The sequence below is a fragment of the Mariniflexile litorale genome (assembly GCF_031128465.2).
GTDB lineage: Bacteria > Bacteroidota > Bacteroidia > Flavobacteriales > Flavobacteriaceae > Mariniflexile > Mariniflexile litorale.
Genome location: NZ_CP155618.1, coordinates 4415047 through 4430754, shown reverse-complemented (window position 1 = coordinate 4430754; position 15708 = coordinate 4415047). Strand labels below are relative to the sequence as shown.

General features: G+C 32.0%; 15 protein-coding genes and 1 tRNA gene. 6 read left to right on the top strand and 10 right to left on the bottom strand.

Features of this window, described 5'->3' with window-relative positions:
• Positions 1–14: 14 nt before the first annotated feature.
• The 8 genes from pelA (QLS71_RS18835) to QLS71_RS18800 form a co-directional block, all read right to left on the bottom strand.
• Positions 15–1112 (bottom strand): pectate lyase, encoded by a 1098-nt coding sequence (gene pelA, locus QLS71_RS18835; protein WP_308992183.1) that lies wholly within the window; start codon positions 1110–1112, stop codon positions 15–17.
• 35 nt (positions 1113–1147) lie between these two features.
• Positions 1148–1963: a PepSY-like domain-containing protein gene (locus QLS71_RS18830; RefSeq protein ID WP_308992184.1), complete on the bottom strand. Its 816-nt coding sequence runs from the start codon at positions 1961–1963 to the stop codon at positions 1148–1150.
• A gap of 201 nt (positions 1964–2164) precedes the next feature.
• On the bottom strand, positions 2165–2794 hold the full coding sequence (locus tag QLS71_RS18825) for a GDSL-type esterase/lipase family protein (RefSeq protein ID WP_308992185.1): 630 nt from the start codon (positions 2792–2794) through the stop codon (positions 2165–2167).
• A gap of 43 nt (positions 2795–2837) precedes the next feature.
• Positions 2838–4502, bottom strand: a complete 1665-nt coding sequence (locus QLS71_RS18820; RefSeq protein ID WP_308992186.1) for a DUF5060 domain-containing protein — start codon at positions 4500–4502, stop codon at positions 2838–2840.
• Positions 4503–4636: 134 nt separating this feature from the next.
• Positions 4637–5911: a HAMP domain-containing sensor histidine kinase gene (locus QLS71_RS18815; RefSeq protein WP_308992187.1), complete on the bottom strand. Its 1275-nt coding sequence runs from the start codon at positions 5909–5911 to the stop codon at positions 4637–4639.
• Positions 5908–6585: a response regulator transcription factor gene (locus QLS71_RS18810; RefSeq protein ID WP_308992188.1), complete on the bottom strand. Its 678-nt coding sequence runs from the start codon at positions 6583–6585 to the stop codon at positions 5908–5910. Before QLS71_RS18810 ends, QLS71_RS18815 begins: the two co-directional genes overlap by 4 nt.
• 106 nt (positions 6586–6691) lie before the next feature.
• Positions 6692–9529, bottom strand: a complete 2838-nt coding sequence (gene pelA / locus QLS71_RS18805) for a pectate lyase (protein WP_308992189.1) — start codon at positions 9527–9529, stop codon at positions 6692–6694.
• 45 nt (positions 9530–9574) lie between these two features.
• A complete protein-coding gene (locus QLS71_RS18800; RefSeq protein ID WP_308992190.1) occupies positions 9575–10873 on the bottom strand; it encodes a nucleoside hydrolase-like domain-containing protein in 1299 nt (432 codons plus the stop codon).
• A gap of 481 nt (positions 10874–11354) precedes the next feature.
• On the opposite strand from QLS71_RS18800, the gene QLS71_RS18795 reads away from it, so the two are divergent.
• The 4 genes from QLS71_RS18795 to QLS71_RS18780 are packed head-to-tail and all read left to right on the top strand — an operon-like array spanning position 11355 to position 13437.
• A complete protein-coding gene (locus QLS71_RS18795; RefSeq protein ID WP_308992191.1) occupies positions 11355–11510 on the top strand; it encodes a YqaE/Pmp3 family membrane protein in 156 nt (51 codons plus the stop codon).
• A gap of 41 nt (positions 11511–11551) precedes the next feature.
• Positions 11552–12103: a YetF domain-containing protein gene (locus QLS71_RS18790; protein WP_308992192.1), complete on the top strand. Its 552-nt coding sequence runs from the start codon at positions 11552–11554 to the stop codon at positions 12101–12103.
• A 42-nt stretch (positions 12104–12145) separates the two neighbouring features.
• Positions 12146–12805 (top strand): guanitoxin biosynthesis heme-dependent pre-guanitoxin N-hydroxylase GntA, encoded by a 660-nt coding sequence (gene gntA / locus QLS71_RS18785; RefSeq protein WP_308992193.1) that lies wholly within the window; start codon positions 12146–12148, stop codon positions 12803–12805.
• Positions 12806–12810: 5 nt separating this feature from the next.
• Complete coding sequence (locus QLS71_RS18780) at positions 12811–13437, top strand: urea carboxylase-associated family protein (RefSeq protein ID WP_308992194.1); 627 nt, start codon at positions 12811–12813, stop codon at positions 13435–13437.
• A gap of 119 nt (positions 13438–13556) precedes the next feature.
• Here the strand turns inward: QLS71_RS18780 and QLS71_RS18775 are convergent.
• A tRNA-Met gene (locus tag QLS71_RS18775) sits at positions 13557–13630 on the bottom strand.
• Between the two features lie 131 nt (positions 13631–13761).
• Here QLS71_RS18775 and QLS71_RS18770 point away from each other — a divergent pair.
• Positions 13762–14151 carry an START-like domain-containing protein gene (locus tag QLS71_RS18770; protein ID WP_308992195.1) on the top strand — a complete coding sequence of 130 codons (390 nt, stop codon included), beginning with the start codon at positions 13762–13764 and terminating at the stop codon, positions 14149–14151.
• Positions 14152–14206: 55 nt separating this feature from the next.
• Positions 14207–15049: an aminotransferase class IV gene (locus QLS71_RS18765; protein WP_308992196.1), complete on the top strand. Its 843-nt coding sequence runs from the start codon at positions 14207–14209 to the stop codon at positions 15047–15049.
• Here the strand turns inward: QLS71_RS18765 and QLS71_RS18760 are convergent.
• Complete coding sequence (locus QLS71_RS18760; RefSeq protein ID WP_308992197.1) at positions 15046–15606, bottom strand: YqgE/AlgH family protein; 561 nt, start codon at positions 15604–15606, stop codon at positions 15046–15048. The genes QLS71_RS18765 and QLS71_RS18760 overlap by 4 nt on opposite strands.
• Positions 15607–15708 lie beyond the last annotated feature (102 nt).

Below are 15708 nucleotides of genomic sequence, written 5' to 3'. Positions count from 1 at the left end.
ATTTATTGAGAACATTAATGGCTTAGTTTCCATTCTGAATATTCTTTCAGGGCTTTTTCAGGGCCGTTTGTAAACCAACTATAACCGTTTCTGCGATTATGACCAATTTCAGCAAACGTATTTTTTTTAATACCATCACGGTCGCAGAAATAAGGTTTTTCTGTGTCTAAATCGTAAAAACGTGCCCATAATGTTGAGGCATTTTTATCTTTAACAACTATTCTGTCATTCAGTCCTTCTGCATTAGTAACACGTTCTAATTTTATGCCTTCAATTTTATGAGATTCAAACCACTTTATAGCACCATTAATTGAAGCTATAATTTCTTTGGAGGGTTTTTCGACTTCCATTAATAACAATACAATACCAACTGATTCACCACCGCTAAACGATGCCAATTCATAACTTCTAGCGTTAGCTGGGGCAAGTGTAATTTCATCATGTTGTGCACACCATACAGTTGGATTTCCATTTACAACTATTTGGGTTTTTAGTAAGCACTCAATACCTTTGTTATATGCTTTTTGAGCTTTTGTTTTAATATCATTTTGAATTTGAAGAGAAGCATATTCTTTGTTGTCTAAATAAATTTCTTTTAGAAATTTCATGGTGTTAACCATAGCATTATCATTATATGTAATATGTGCCGAATACGATACGTTGCCTTTACGTATAGGAAAAAACTGAGGCCATCCACCATTTTCATATTGTGCATTAAAAATGTAATTCAATCCTTTTTCAAATGCTTTTTTGTAGCTTTCGTTTTTAGTATGTGAAAATACTTTGGCAAGAAATCTTAATTCAGTAATTGTTGCATCATTGTCAAATGTTGCTCCAATTTCTGATTTGTCTTTTAAGTAATGCTCTTGGTCCTTTTCATTGAATTTATGGTGATATGATTTGTTTTTCTCCCAGCCTCCAATTTCTTTTTGTGCTAATAAAACATTTTCTGCAATCAATTGGGCCTCATGAGAGCCATACCATTGAGATGGCATTTTAGTAGCCACTTCTTTCCATTTTTTAGATAAATAGTCTGTAGGTTTTTCTTGGGCAGATGCGAAAATCGTTACTACGGTTATTGTTAGTAAAGTTATAAGGTGGGCTATTTTCATGATATTACTTTTAGTCTTTTAAGTATTTTTATAGCTTATTTAGAATTCAGAATTTTTCCATTCTGATTAAAGGTTATATATACTTGGTTTCTTGATTTTTTCATTCTTAAATAATAATATGTTTTTCCTTTTTCCTCTATAAAATCAGCATCTTTAATCTCATAGTCTTTGTATTCTGAAGCTATAGTTTTCAGAATAGGAGAGGGTATTTCAGAATTTTTAATATCATGTATGTGTTTAATGATGTTTGCCTTTTTATCAAATGTAAAATGGTGGTCATCATCTTTGATTTCGCCTTTAATTATATAAATTATTCTGTCTCCTTCTTCTACATATTTAGAATAATCAATATCTATTCGCCCATATCTATTAACAATAAGATCTCTAATAGAAGAAGGTATTTCGCTGTCTTTTAATTCTTGTCTATATTTTAGTAATTCACCTTTTTCATTTATCCAGAAATAGTGGTATTTTCCCTCAATTTTAAATTTGATTTCGTATGTTGTTTTTTTTCCTTTTTCCTTTTTATCAGCATCAAGGATATCAAAATAGTCAACTCTAGTTTTAATGGTCTCTAAAACAGTTTTTGGAATTTCACTAATATATAAATCTTGAGAAAATTCTAGAATATTTCCTTTATAGTTTAATTCTAATTTGTTGTCTTTATTGTTTACCTTAAAATGGATGTGGTAGTCTTTTTTATCTTTTTTCCATTTAACATCTTCTGCATTTGGAAATTTTAATTGAAAAGTATTAAGTACAACTGCAGGTACCTTGCTTTGATCGATATTTTGAGCAAAAGTGTTTTTTGTAAAAAGAATAAGTACAATGATTACTATAATTCGTTTCATCTGTTTGTTTTAATTTTTTTAATAAAGTCAGATGTCATTTGCCAATTATAATTTCGGGATATCTTGAAATTATTTAGGCTCATTTCATTTATAATTTGATACAAATAAATAACATGAATTTGGAAACAAATGGGAATGATTCTGTAAGGAATCTGGAACAATAAAATATTTCTTTAATCCTAAAAATCAAACTCATGGACTTTATTTAGATATGTTTTGATAAATCATCTTTGCGATGGCTTTTGCACCTAAATCATTCGGATGGACACCGTCATTAAAATAGTTGCAAGATGAAAGCAGTGGTGTATTCGCATCGATAACAGATAGTCCTTTTTCATCAGCTATTTCGTTGATAATTGGAATTTCTAAATTAAGAATATCGTTTCTTATTCCATAATTATCTTTACAAACGGGAACCGGAATAACTAGAAATATTTTGGCATTTTTATTTGTTGATTGTAGAGTATCAATCAATGATTCGTAATCTGATTTAAATTCACTTTTATAATTATCCCAGTTTTGTGATTTGGTATCATTAGTACCAAGCATAATCGTAATTATATCTGCATTAGATTTAAGTGCTCGTGAGAAAGCGTCTTGCATATAATAAGGTTTGTTACCCTTTTTCAAAAGTGTTGCACCACTTTTTCCATTATTTTCAACTATATAATCTGTACCAAGCAGTTTTTGAAGTGTTGGAACATATGATGGATTACCATGCCACCCTTCAGTAATACTGTTTCCGATACAAACAACTTTAATTTGGGCAGATAGAGAATAGGTCGTGATTGATAAAATGAGTATAAATCTTAATATATTTAAATTTTTCATTTGTTAGTGTTTTAAAAATTAGTTTATTTAATTATTATTGGCTCTAATCCTTACGAATTAGAAGCACCCAATCAATAGTGGGATTCGGTTGGGTAAAAGGCACTATTTCATCTTTGGAAGCAGTTAAAGCAGGAACATTTATGCTTTCTCCGGTCATGGAATTTACCCATTTGTTGTTGTTATATTTACCTTTTGATAATTTCAGTTTGAAAGGTTGATCATTAGTTGAAAATACGAGGTATTGTTGTCCTGGTTCCGCAAGGCACCAAACATCATGTTTGTTGTTTCCAGAAAGCAGGCTATCCTGTGGGGTCATACGATGAAAAACAACTTCATTATTCATAATATGGTTTAGAATATCGATGGATTTGGATGCAGACCTATAGGGGTTATCTTGACCATCGAAAAAGGGGATGCCCTCACTACCTTTAAACGATAGTGATGTATGACCGCACCATGTAAAAGAACTGGCTGCCGTAGCACACCCCCAAGCAGATTGACGAACATCGGACTGGGTAAGAATATGGTTTGATTTTCGAATTAGTGTAGCAGCCCAATAGTGGCGCCAAAGTGCATTACCTTCTACCATATAAACCGGTTTGCCTTGTACATAACTCATTAAACAAGCTTCATGGTGCGTCCAAGGTGCTGCCCAGAATTCAGGTTCCCTATTATCTGAATGAATCCTATGGTTCTCTGTACCAGCAAACGTATATTCTGGACGATTCCATTCATGAGAATTGGGTTTTTCATCTTCATAGGTTCGCAAGTGGTTAAAGACATCATATTTTTGAACGAGCCTCATGCAACCTAATTCGCCATTTTCGGTATTTCCTTCTACTTCCCACACGTAATTCCACATGATGTTTGAATAAGGTGCAATGCGAGCTACTACATAGCGTACTAAGAAATCTTGTTCTTTCTCGCTAAGGCTAGCCCAAGCTTGTGGTTTGCCGTTTCTGCCACCATCGAAACCTAAAAACATAAATAAGTTTACGTTTTTGTCATTCAGCCAGCTTAAAAGGACTTCCATTTTGTTCCAGACATCCAAGTTCATAGTGGATGAAGCCTTGCCTTTTTCTTCATAAATAGCCTTCGTTAATGATGGGGGAGAACAGTCGGCAATATCAATACCTGTAACAGAAGGGAGAAGCCAGTTTACTTGTAGGTGGTTATACCCGTTATCTATAAAAGTTTGGTAGTAATTCTGCACACAATCCCAAGGTTGAGCAAAGGGTCTCATGCTAGAATCATAGTAAGATTTTAAAAATACTGGTTCGGTTCCATTATAGGCAAACCAACGCGGATTCTCATTATAAGCACGTAAAACACCTTTTCCAGCATTTTTCGAGTCACAAAAAAAAGTTCCTTCCCCACCAGGAGTCGCATCACTCCACTTCCATTTGTATTTCCATTTTCCTGCTTCTTCTGGTAAGAACCGAATTTTCCAAACATTTCCTGTAAGTGTGTCGCCTCCGCCCAGTCCATCACCATCAAAAAAACCATAAAAATTAATTGTTTTACCCGAAGGGGAAATATAAGTACATGTTAAATCGACATCAGTAAACTTGTTTGAGTAAGAGTTGTTATTTATTATAGATCGTTCAAAAGTTTTATAAAGACCAACATTAGTAACTGATTGAGCATTGGCAAAAGATATTGAAGTTATAATTATTAGAAGTAAGGTTTTGTGTTTTTTGCTCATCATAATTGTTGATTTTTTGAAATGTATATATCTACTTATCTTAATTTATTAAATCCAAATAAAAGATACTAACCTGTAAAAAATTAGGAATTTTAAAATCGAATAATTGTTGTTACCCATTGTATAAAATAAAAGGTTTATAAAGTTTTTCTTTTTACTGTAAAAACATGCTTATTGTTGTACGAGTAAATAATGGATAAATCAGATATATCTACAATGGCTTTTATTATAGCGAGCCCCAATCCTGTAGAATTGTTATTATTTGAATTTTTATTGAATCGTGTAAATAATTTATTGGCTTGTATTTGTGGTAAATTACTTGAATTTTCAATAGAGAAAGAGGTAGATGTTAAATGAATGATAATGTCTCCTTCTTTTTGATTATGAATAATGGCGTTCTTTATTAAATTCATCACAAGCATATCCGCAAGGTTTTTATTCATGCTAAATTCCCATTCATCTTCTTTTAAATAGGTTATTTTGATTTTTTGGAATTCAGCATAATCTGAAAAATCTTCAATAATTCTGCTAATAATTTTATCAAAATTTAATGTTTCAGTAGAAATAAATTGTTTGTTTTCTATTTTTGAAAGTAGTAGTAAAGATTTGTTTAAACCAGACAAACGTTGAAATGATTCAATAATGTTACCGATTTTTTTGATTTGTTCAGCAGATAAATCGGGGTCTTCAGTTAATAATTCAAGTTTGTTGATACCTATTGCTAGAGGTGTTTGTAATTCATGTGATGCATTTTCAATGAATTGTTTTTGGCTATTAAAAATATCAACATTTGTATTTAATAGCTTTTGAACAGATTCATTTAACAAGGTGAATTCCTTGATATTGGTTTTAGATAATTCTTGAGAATTATATTTGTCTAATCTAAAATCATTAAGATATTCAAGTAATTTATAGAAAGGTTTCCATGTCTTTTTTAAAACAAATCTATTTACTAAAACAGCACTAATGAATAGAAATAAAAACAACCATAGTAGTGATGTTATGATCTTTTTTATTAATTTACCTTTATTTAATTCATGCGAAAGGACTTTCATTTCAAAATACCTACCGTCAGAAGAAATGAAAGCCGTAGTAAGTAAACGCGCTTCGTAATTTCTGTGTTTTAAGCTAGAAAAAATCAAAGTATCTTTATAAGAATCTCTTACTTCTAGTGCATAATCTTCGCTTACATTTTTAATAATGTAGCTTTTATCTAAAAAATCCAACTGTTCGACAATATTGTTGTCATCTTTTAGATTATCTATAATTGCTATTTTATGATTTGTAAGACCTTCATCTATAGTGGATTTAACCTGACTTAAAAGTTGAGAATAAAAAAGAAAAGCCCATAAACCAACCGTTGTAAATATTATTACAGAGAGAATCCACAACGTATGGTTTATGAGTTTCATTTTAAAGCTAATTTATAACCCATTCCATATACTGAATTGATATCTATTTCTGCATTATGGTTGCGAAGCTTTTTACGTAAATTTTTAATTTGGGAATAAATAAAATCAAAGTCGTTTGATTGGTCTATGTAATCTCCCCAGATATTTTCAGCAATAGCAGATTTGCTTACAATTCTGGATTTGTTCATGCCGAAAAAAACGAGAATATCGAACTCCTTACGGTTTAATTCTACCAATTGGTTGTTAATAAGAACAAGGCGTTCTTCAATATTAATCTTTACATTTTCTAATTCTAGTAATTTGCGTCCATCTGTTTTTTTTCGACGGATTACAGATTTTATTCTGGCATTTAATTCTGTAATGTGAAAAGGTTTAGTGAGATAATCATCTGCACCTAGGTCTAAGCCTTTAACTTTATCATCAATAGAATCTTTTGCTGAAATAATAATAACACTGTCCGCTTTATTTAAGTTTTTCAATTTTTGCAATAAATCAAGTCCGTTTCCATCGGGAAGTGTAATATCAAGCAGGATGCAATCGTAATCATAAGATACGATTTTATTCAGTCCTGATTGAAAATTACCGGCTATTTCTACTACATAATTTTCATCTTCAAGGAATTGTTTTATCAATCCTTGCATTTCAGGTTCGTCTTCTATTACAAGTATTTTCATTTTGTTAAATTATTATACTATCAATTTTGATTTACTTTTTTAAGACAGCTTCATCTGGTCTAGTCTCATGAAATTATTTTAAGCTGTTTGTATGTAGTTTGGGTGTTTATTGGATGCTAGGCGTAAAAGCAAAATGATCAATATTTGCCAATCCTTCTATACTTATAGCCGAAAATCGTATGGTGTTATTTCCTTTTTTTAAATCGATAGGTGTTGTAATAGTTGTCCAAGCAGTCCATGCATTTGTAGGAAGAAATGCTAGTGATGGATTTGAAATAATACCATTAACTTGAATTTCTGCTGGTCTAACATCTGTTTTTCCATGTACATATCGAATTCCTAGCTCATATTTACCTGTATTTGGAGCATTGTACTGTACTTCAATAAAACTTCCAACTTCATTATGTGTATCAACATAGCCTTCTCCAGTAAAACCACTATGTTCAGCGGGTATCTGAGCTATAAAGTTCCAACAGCTATGATGGTCTTCTTTTCCTGTAAAATTTCCATCTTCAGCTTCTAAAATGTGTATATTAGGAAGGGAGCCTTCTGCAATATCTCTAATTTCTGCCACTTTAATATAATCCATATTTGGTAACCCCCCTTCATTAAGGGCTTCAAGCTTTATAATGTTTAACCCAGCTTGTAAATTAACTTCCATGGATTGAGTTTTCCATGCAGGTAACGCTTCGGTTTGTGGCATGGCAAGTGTTCCAACTCGAATGCCATTTATTAGCAATTCCCCTGGACGAGGATCCTCCTTTATGTGTGTGTATCGGACTGTAATACGATGTAATCCAGTCCATGCGGCGGTATAATTAACTTCAATATAACTCCCGATTTCATTTTTTGTATCTACAACCCCACGACCAGAGTGTGTTGAGTGTGGGGCATCGGTAAGCATAACATGATGCCAACAGCTATGTCGATCAATAATACCTGAGAATTTTCCGTTTTCGGCTTCAATAATCTCTGTTTTTACCTTTTCTTTAATTACTTTGTCTAGTTTTTTAGTTTTAGTTTTTTCTTTTTTTTTAGTTTTTGAAGCATTAATTTTCCCATATTTAGCGATCCAAATTGGATATTCTTTTTCTAACAAATCTGTAGCCCAAAACCCATGATAATCGTAACCACTTCTACGTTCATAGCCAACCTCTGAAAAATCATAATGAAAAACAGAATCACGATCTAAATATATAGGACGGTTGGTGTTAAGTTCATAAAAACGAGCCCATAAAAGAGGTGCTTTGGGATCTTTTACTAAAATTCTTTCCATTCTTCCGTCAGGGTTGCGAACTTTATTAAGTTGTACGCCTTTTATCGCCACATCTCTCAACCAAGTAACCGCAGCATTTACTGCATTAATTATTTCGGGAGTTGGATTTTCTATGGACATTAAGTATTCTATAATACCTACAGTTTCACCACCTGATAAGGAAGGTGGTTCGTATTTACGAGCCCAAGCTGGTTGTAGTGTTTTTTCATCATATTGAGCACACCACGCCGTGAGTTTTCCATTTTGTTTCACTTGAGTTTTAAGAATACAATCTAAACCCCGCTCAATGGCAATAGTAGCTTTGGCTTTGCGGTTAGCGTCTACAAAATTGTATGGAGGTTTGCCATTTACAACGCCACTTAATAAATTCATTACCTGAATCATTGCGGCATCGTTATAGGTTATTCGTGAATAGTATTCATCACCTCTCAGTGGCCAAAATTGTGGCCATCCACCGTTAGGATATTGTGCTGCGAATAGGTAGTCTAAGCCGCGAGCAAAGGATGCTTTAAGTTTTTCATCACCAGTTGCACTTATTACCTTAGCTAGAAACTCCATGGGAACCGAAGTGGCATCATTATCTATACTGTTTGCCCGTCCGCGTCCTTCAGGAGGAATGTCTCCGGGTGTAAGTGGTGCACGAGCTAAATCGGTGCTTTTAGGGAACCCACCTTGCGTTGATTGGTACTGAATTACGTTTTTAGCAATAGCTAAAGCTTCATCTGAACCATACCATTCCTTTTTTTTATTTAAAATAGCACTGGTCCATATCTTTATTGGTTTAACTCTACTTTTAAAGGGATCTGAAAGAAAACCTTCAACCATGGCTGCAATTTCGTTGTGAGATGTCGTTACGGGTGCAAACCCAATGATACAGATATGCTCATTACCACTCATCCCGCGTACCTGATATTTTTCTTCTTTACCCGTACGTCCGAAGCTGTAAAGATCCATATTGTGCTGACCATTAGGACGAATTTGACGATGATTTTCGTTTGGAGCATCATCTTCTGGAGTTTTAGCTAAGAAAAGAACGTTTTTTGATTTTGCATCGCCTAAATAAAACCATTCTGGTGTAAAATCATCAAATTCGCCATCGTTTGTGGGAATATGTTTTTTTCCATCGGCAGTTACAAAATAATCTTCTGCATCTGCAGTTCCACCAGCAACACACTCTAACAAGAAATTATATTCACCTTCAGATTTTAAAACTTTTATAGCTACCCGATCTGCAAAAAACCAATATTGAAAGGTGAATTTCCCATTGGTGGATTCTAAAATTACTTGGTCTCCTTCTGTTATCCCGTTAACAATAGTTGTTGTAGAACCGCTATCGCGACCCGCATGCCCAAAATTTCCAACACTATTAGGAAACCCACGAAAATCACCATTAGGCCCAGGTTCTAAATAGGATGCTACCCAATCGTTTCCTTCTGTATCTATAAAACTTTTAAATCCAGATACCCCATTGTCTTTTTCAAAATAGACGGTACCCATTTCCATTTCAATTTTATAACAACCCATATCATGCCATGAAACTTCAGTAAGTTTTACAGCAGAAGGTTTGTGTGTAGGTGAATTTTTGTTGTTCTTTTTTTCTTGAGAGTTTATTTCAGATGCATTGGAAATAAAAAAGAGTATGACCAATAATTTAAGGTGAAATTTCATGTTTATTAATTTGTTTTAAATTTAAAAACTTACTTACAAAGAGTCTTATTTTTTAAGCCATTCCCATCTTTTAGCCCAATCCATTAAGAAGGTTTTACGATGTTTAGATATTGTTTTTGCTCCTTGTTGGTCTTTTAGGAAAAATTCAGGTTCTATTTTATCACCAAACCAATTAGGTCCTAATTGGTAATCATGTGCGTTTGGTTGCCCGGGCCATGGTGTTGTACTTACAAATTGTCCAGTTTGCCCGTTTAATTCTGAGATATTACTTGCAGTTATATAGGAGCAAATTTCAGGTTTTTTAGATGAATACCTTACACCATAAACACCATTTCCAAGATAATACCCTGGCCAAATTTGTTTTGAAATTTCTAATGTAAAACATGCAGAATCTTGAGGGATTTCTAATTTTGGACCTTTAAACCTCCACTCTAGAACAGCATAAGCAGCTACCGTATCGGAAGTTGTTGTATTTCTTTCAAAAACATTTCTCGAACTTCTATTTATTGACGTAAAACTACCTCCCCAACTTTCACTTTTTGGGTCATTAGGTTCACCATTCATTAAATAGGCTAGGGAAGGAGTGTCTCCCATTTTAATATTACCGTTGTAATAATTTTTAAAAGCTTTACCCATAGCACCTCTTCCTTGAATAAAATTATCATAATATTGATCTCCTTTTATATCTTCAGGAGACTCATTATCCATAAACCACCCACGGTAAGTGGCATTGGCTTCAATGATGTATAGATTTGGATGATTTTCTGCTATATAGGCATATGCATTTATACACCATTTTTTGTTAGGACCACCAATCCAGTACACTTTAATGTTTTTTTCAATTTCAGGAGCATCGTGTAATGCTTGGGCAACATCTTCGATACCACCCCAAACTAAAACCCATAATGGTTGGTCGCTTTTTATTTTTGCACATTTTATAATCCATTCTGAACCTTCAGTTGGTAAATCATACCCTTTGAAAGGAGCACTTGGGATAGCTCCTTGTTTACAGATACTTCTTAAATAATTAGGCTTTAGTAAATTTTTGTTGTGGTTTGTTAATTGTTGAAAATCTTGTTCATAAAGATTTATCATATCAAGAAAATCTTTTTTTCTACCATTTCCAAAGGGTGATGAAATAAGTCCTTCGATGTTAAATAAATCGGAATACATAAATAAATGTATCGCTGATTGGAAATCATCATCGTCAGTTCCTCCTATGTCACTACTTATTAGTATGCGAGGTTTTGCTTTTTTTTGCTGAGAATTGCCACATTGAATTAAAAATACACATAGAAACATCAAGATGAAATAATCGATTACCTTTTTTATATTAATTATCATAATATGTTCTCATTTAATAAGTTTATTTAAATTGAATAAGACTTTTGTTATAAAATATGATTGATAATTTTCAAATGTACAAAAAAAAGAAAATAAACGAAGCAAAACATAAAAAAACATAAATCTTATTTTGTTATTACATTTATTATAAGTTGTAGATTTTGTATCGTTCTAAGGTATGGCTACAGGTTTGGTAGTAAATATATCAAATAATAGTTAATTGTTAAGTTTAGATGTGTTGGAAAACACTTCAAAAGACCTAGCGAAGTCCAATGGCATTTACTTGTTTGAGTTCTTTATTTAACCATTTGAGTTCCTTTAATTATGCGGTTATTTATAATTTTGACTAAAATAATTATATAAATAAAAGTTCATAACAGAAATATAGAAATACAATTCAAGTCTTTTTTTTGAAATAAAAATAAGCTGAATTTTAACATGTTATACTTAATTATTTATTCAAAATTTAAAACAAATAATTATGTCTTTAATCATCATTATACTTAATATTTTATTACCACCGTTAGCTGTATTTATGAAACATGGTGTTGGTACTACCTTGGTTATAAGTATTTTACTTACACTAATTGGTTGGATTCCAGGAGTAATTCATGCCTTTCTGGTTAATGGGAAATAATCAAATAATTCTTCTTTTATTTTATTAATAAAACTTTTACCATGGAATACTCTGATTATATTTTTACTCAGGTTTGGAACAATCTTTTTGATTTAACAGAAAAATCTTTATTACTAATACTTCTTACTAGTTGTGGCATTTATTTAGCAATTATTATTTACACACGAATAGCAGGAAAAAGGAGTTTTTCTAAAATGTCTAGTTTCGATTTTGCAATGACTGTGGCTGTTGGATCCATGATTGCAACAACCATTCTTTCTAAATCTGTTAGTCTTTTAGAAGGTGCCATAGGACTTTTTATGGTTTATCTCCTTCAATTAATTGCTGCATTTTTACGTCGCTATAAGTGGTTTAGATACATTATAGACAATCAGCCAACCCTATTAATGGATGGAGATATCATCTTAAGGGATAATATGAAGGCAGTAAGAGTAACAGAGGGAGACTTAAGGTCAAAATTACGAGAATCTAATGTAACCAGACTTTCAGAAGTTAAAGCTGTAGTATTTGAAACTACAGGAGATTTAGTAGTTCTACATAAAGAAAACAATCATCCAGTTGACGATTGGATTTTGAAAGATGTCAAAAGATGATATGTATTTTGAAATGAACATAAAATAGTAATAACAACTTTTATGAATCAACAAGAGTCAAATTCAATTCAACTTGAATATAGAAATTTCATCATTGAAAAAAAGCACCCATGTGTCATGGCCAATACCGTTTTTGCAATGAATAATTATAATTTGAAAATTTATGATGACATTACTTCTGATGAAATAATATTACCCATTTTGTCGGATATTGAACATTATTTAAATAACTATAATTATGAATCTAACGAATTCGAATCTTTAATTATTTGTTTTAAAAACAATAAATTCACATCGGAGTTACAGTTTGAAAAAGCCATGTGGAATTTTTTACAACAACTTCACGATCATGATAATAAAGCTTGGGATTCTAGTGTTAGTCAAGACCCCAATAATCCAAATTTTAGTTTTAGTATTAAGGGTAAGGCTTTTTATATTATTGGAATGCATCCAGAAAGCTCCAGAATAGCTCGAAAAGCACCTTATTGTACCATGGTTTTTAATTTACATTGGCAATTTGAAAAATTAAGAGAGATGGGGATTTATCAAACTGTTAAAAAAAGAATCCGTAGTCGAGATGAGGAATTACAAGGGTTTATAAACCCAGTTTTATCTGATTTTGGCTCAGAAACAGAGACTAAACAATATAGTGGAAGGGAAGTTTCCAAGGATTGGAAATGTCCTTTTCACCCTAAAAACTAAAATTTATGGAGGGAGTAAATATTATCGCACCTCAATCGGGTGCAGCGTTTGAAATGGATAAGGGAGACACGCTTACGGTTATCGATCCTCTTGGAAAGCAAGTGAGCGATATGGTTCTTTTTAACCGAGCAGATAAAAAAGAAAGAATTTCGTCAGGAAAGACCATGGATTTTGAAGAAACCATCTTATTAACCAAAGGAAATTTTTTATGGAGTAATCGCTCCCAAAAAATGATGGAAATTAAAGAGGATAGCAACGGCAGAAATGATTTCCTATTAGCACCTTGTAGTCCAGAAACATTTAAAATTATGTATAATAATCCTTCTTACCACCCCAGTTGTTTGGAAAACTTATATAAGAATTTGATGAGATATGATATTGAAATTGACGAAATACCAACTGCTTTCAATATTTTTATGAATGTTCAATTTGATGCTACAGGAAAACTTAAAGTATTGCCACCGACTTCTAAGCAAGGTGATTTGATTCGTTTTAAAGCTGAAATGGACTTAATAGTAGGTTTAACTGCTTGTTCAGCTGAAGATAGTAATGGAGGCTATTTTAAACCCATTAATTTTATTGTAACAAATCATGAAGGTATCATAAAAGATATTACAAAAAATTTTCAATGATCCAATTCTTTTAGATGTGTATTCAATACTAAATTCCACAAGTTTTAGAGTTGATCCCATTTGTTGTACTGAAATAAAAAGCTGAAGACTCATCTTCAGCTTTTCCTTTATTTACCTTGTAGCGAGAGGGGGGCACGATCCCCCGACCTCCGGGTTATGAATCCGACGCTCTAACCAACTGAGCTACCTCGCCTAATTTAAGGCTGCAAATATAAAAACATTATTGTTGTCTACAAACATTACTTAAGTAAATTATTATTAAAAATAATTACGGTTCTTATTAATTAATGTATATATTGGGAACTTAAAATTTTTACAGTACTTATGGATGAAAAAATCAAATTTGAAATTGAATTTACTATACAAGCTTCCCCTCAATTAATTTATCAATATATCTCGACACCTTCTGGTTTATCCGAATGGTTTTCTGATAATGTGAATTCTAGAGGCGAGTTATTTACATTTATTTGGGATGATAGCGAGGAAAAAGCAAAATTAATAAGTAAAAAAACGAATGAGCGCATTAGGTTTAGATGGTTAAATGATGACGATGACAATACTTCTTATTTTGAAATTAAAATACAGGTAGATGAAATAACTAAAGATGTATCGCTAATAATTACCGATTTTGCAGAAGCAGATGAAGTGGAAGAATCTAAAATGCTTTGGGAAAACCAAATTTCCAGTTTAAAACAAGTATTAGGCTCTGCTTAATTAAAAACAGGATATTTAAATTATATTTGTCCCGAATTTACTTCGGGACTTTTTTATGACGAATTTTAACGGAACTATCACAACAGAAGAGCAATTAATATCAATAAACAATCGAGGATATGCTTATGGCGATGCTCTTTTTGAAACCATAAAATCATCACACGGCAAATTGTTTTTTTGGGAAGATCATTATTTTAGACTTATGGCTTCTATGCGTATTATGCGTATGGAAATCCCGATGAGCTTTACTATGGAATTCCTTGAAGAACAAATTCAAAACACATTAAAAGCTAACAATTTAAACAATGCTTCGGCGAGAGTTAAATTAATGGTACATAGAAATGAAGGAGGACTTTATTTGCCAACTACGAATGATGTGAGTTTTATGATATCTGTAAAACAAATTGATAATGATTTTTATGTCTTTAAAAATGATTTTTATGAAGTGGATTTGTTTAAAGATTATTATGTATCCCCCAGTTTATTATCTACTTTAAAAACTAATAATAAGGCTCTTAATACAGTTGGAAGTATTTATGCTAAAGAAAATAATTTATCCAATTGTTTAATTTTAAATACCAACAAGCATGTTATAGAAGCATTAAATGGTAATATTTTTGTTGTTAAGGGAAATATAATAAAAACACCACCTATTATTGATGGTTGTTTAAAAGGTATTATGCGTAAACAAATTACAGAAGTTTTAAAAACTTTGCCAGAGTATGAATTTATTGAAGAATCAGTCTCTCCTTTCGAACTTCAAAAAGCCGATGAAATTTTTATTACCAACGTTATTGTAGGTATTCAACCTGTAACTAAATATCGTAAGAAGCTGTTTAATGCAGATATATCAAAAATTATTCTACAAAAATTGAATGTAAAATTACGCTTAAGCTAATTATAGTTAGGGTTTTCTGGTGCGTTACTCCAAATGCTATACTCGTCTCCGAATTCTAACATTTTTTCTTTCCAAAACGTTTCATAGTCCTTTTCAAGAATTTGATTTTTATAAATATTCTCGGTTACTAACCACGAATTAGATTTTAATTCATTTTCTAACTGACTAGCATCCCATCCAGAGTATCCCAAAAAGAATTTAATATCGTTTTCATTTATAATTTGTTTAGCAATAAGTTCTGCAACATTACTAAAATCACCTCCCCAATAAATACCCAAAGAAATTTCAATACTATTAGGAACTAAATGTGGCACTTTATGGATAAAGTATAAATTATCCTGTTCAACAGGACCGCCATTATACACTTTAAAAGTAGCTTCTACTTCTGGAACCAAGTCGTTAATGGTGTAGTCTAGCGGTTTGTTTAATATAAAACCTATGGAGCCGTCGGGTGAATGATCCGCTAGTAAAATAATAGATCGGTTAAAAGAAATATCACCAATAATGGTAGGTTCGGCGATTAACAAATTACCTTTTTTTGGTGTTGTTGTTACCATACAATATAGGAATTAGTAACTAAATCTAATATTTTTTTATTAAAAAAACAACTGTTTTATGGAAATATAAAAAAATGCCTTCAAATTTTTGAAGGCATTTTT

What these genes read in the sequence shown, in the direction of transcription:
- pelA (WP_308992189.1), bottom strand. Translation starts at nt 9,529, where the DNA reads ATGAAATTTCACCTTAAATTATTGGTCATACTCTTTTTTATTTCCAAT.
- QLS71_RS18795 (WP_308992191.1), top strand. Translation starts at nt 11,355, where the DNA reads ATGTCTTTAATCATCATTATACTTAATATTTTATTACCACCGTTAGCT.
- QLS71_RS18770 (WP_308992195.1), top strand. Translation starts at nt 13,762, where the DNA reads ATGGATGAAAAAATCAAATTTGAAATTGAATTTACTATACAAGCTTCC.
- QLS71_RS18810 (WP_308992188.1), bottom strand. Translation starts at nt 6,585, where the DNA reads ATGAAAATACTTGTAATAGAAGACGAACCTGAAATGCAAGGATTGATA.
- QLS71_RS18825 (WP_308992185.1), bottom strand. Translation starts at nt 2,794, where the DNA reads ATGAAAAATTTAAATATATTAAGATTTATACTCATTTTATCAATCACG.
- QLS71_RS18790 (WP_308992192.1), top strand. Translation starts at nt 11,552, where the DNA reads ATGGAATACTCTGATTATATTTTTACTCAGGTTTGGAACAATCTTTTT.
- pelA (WP_308992183.1), bottom strand. Translation starts at nt 1,112, where the DNA reads ATGAAAATAGCCCACCTTATAACTTTACTAACAATAACCGTAGTAACG.
- QLS71_RS18830 (WP_308992184.1), bottom strand. Translation starts at nt 1,963, where the DNA reads ATGAAACGAATTATAGTAATCATTGTACTTATTCTTTTTACAAAAAAC.
- gntA (WP_308992193.1), top strand. Translation starts at nt 12,146, where the DNA reads ATGAATCAACAAGAGTCAAATTCAATTCAACTTGAATATAGAAATTTC.
- QLS71_RS18780 (WP_308992194.1), top strand. Translation starts at nt 12,811, where the DNA reads ATGGAGGGAGTAAATATTATCGCACCTCAATCGGGTGCAGCGTTTGAA.
- QLS71_RS18820 (WP_308992186.1), bottom strand. Translation starts at nt 4,502, where the DNA reads ATGATGAGCAAAAAACACAAAACCTTACTTCTAATAATTATAACTTCA.
- QLS71_RS18800 (WP_308992190.1), bottom strand. Translation starts at nt 10,873, where the DNA reads ATGATAATTAATATAAAAAAGGTAATCGATTATTTCATCTTGATGTTT.
- QLS71_RS18765 (WP_308992196.1), top strand. Translation starts at nt 14,207, where the DNA reads ATGACGAATTTTAACGGAACTATCACAACAGAAGAGCAATTAATATCA.
- QLS71_RS18815 (WP_308992187.1), bottom strand. Translation starts at nt 5,911, where the DNA reads ATGAAACTCATAAACCATACGTTGTGGATTCTCTCTGTAATAATATTT.
- QLS71_RS18760 (WP_308992197.1), bottom strand. Translation starts at nt 15,606, where the DNA reads ATGGTAACAACAACACCAAAAAAAGGTAATTTGTTAATCGCCGAACCT.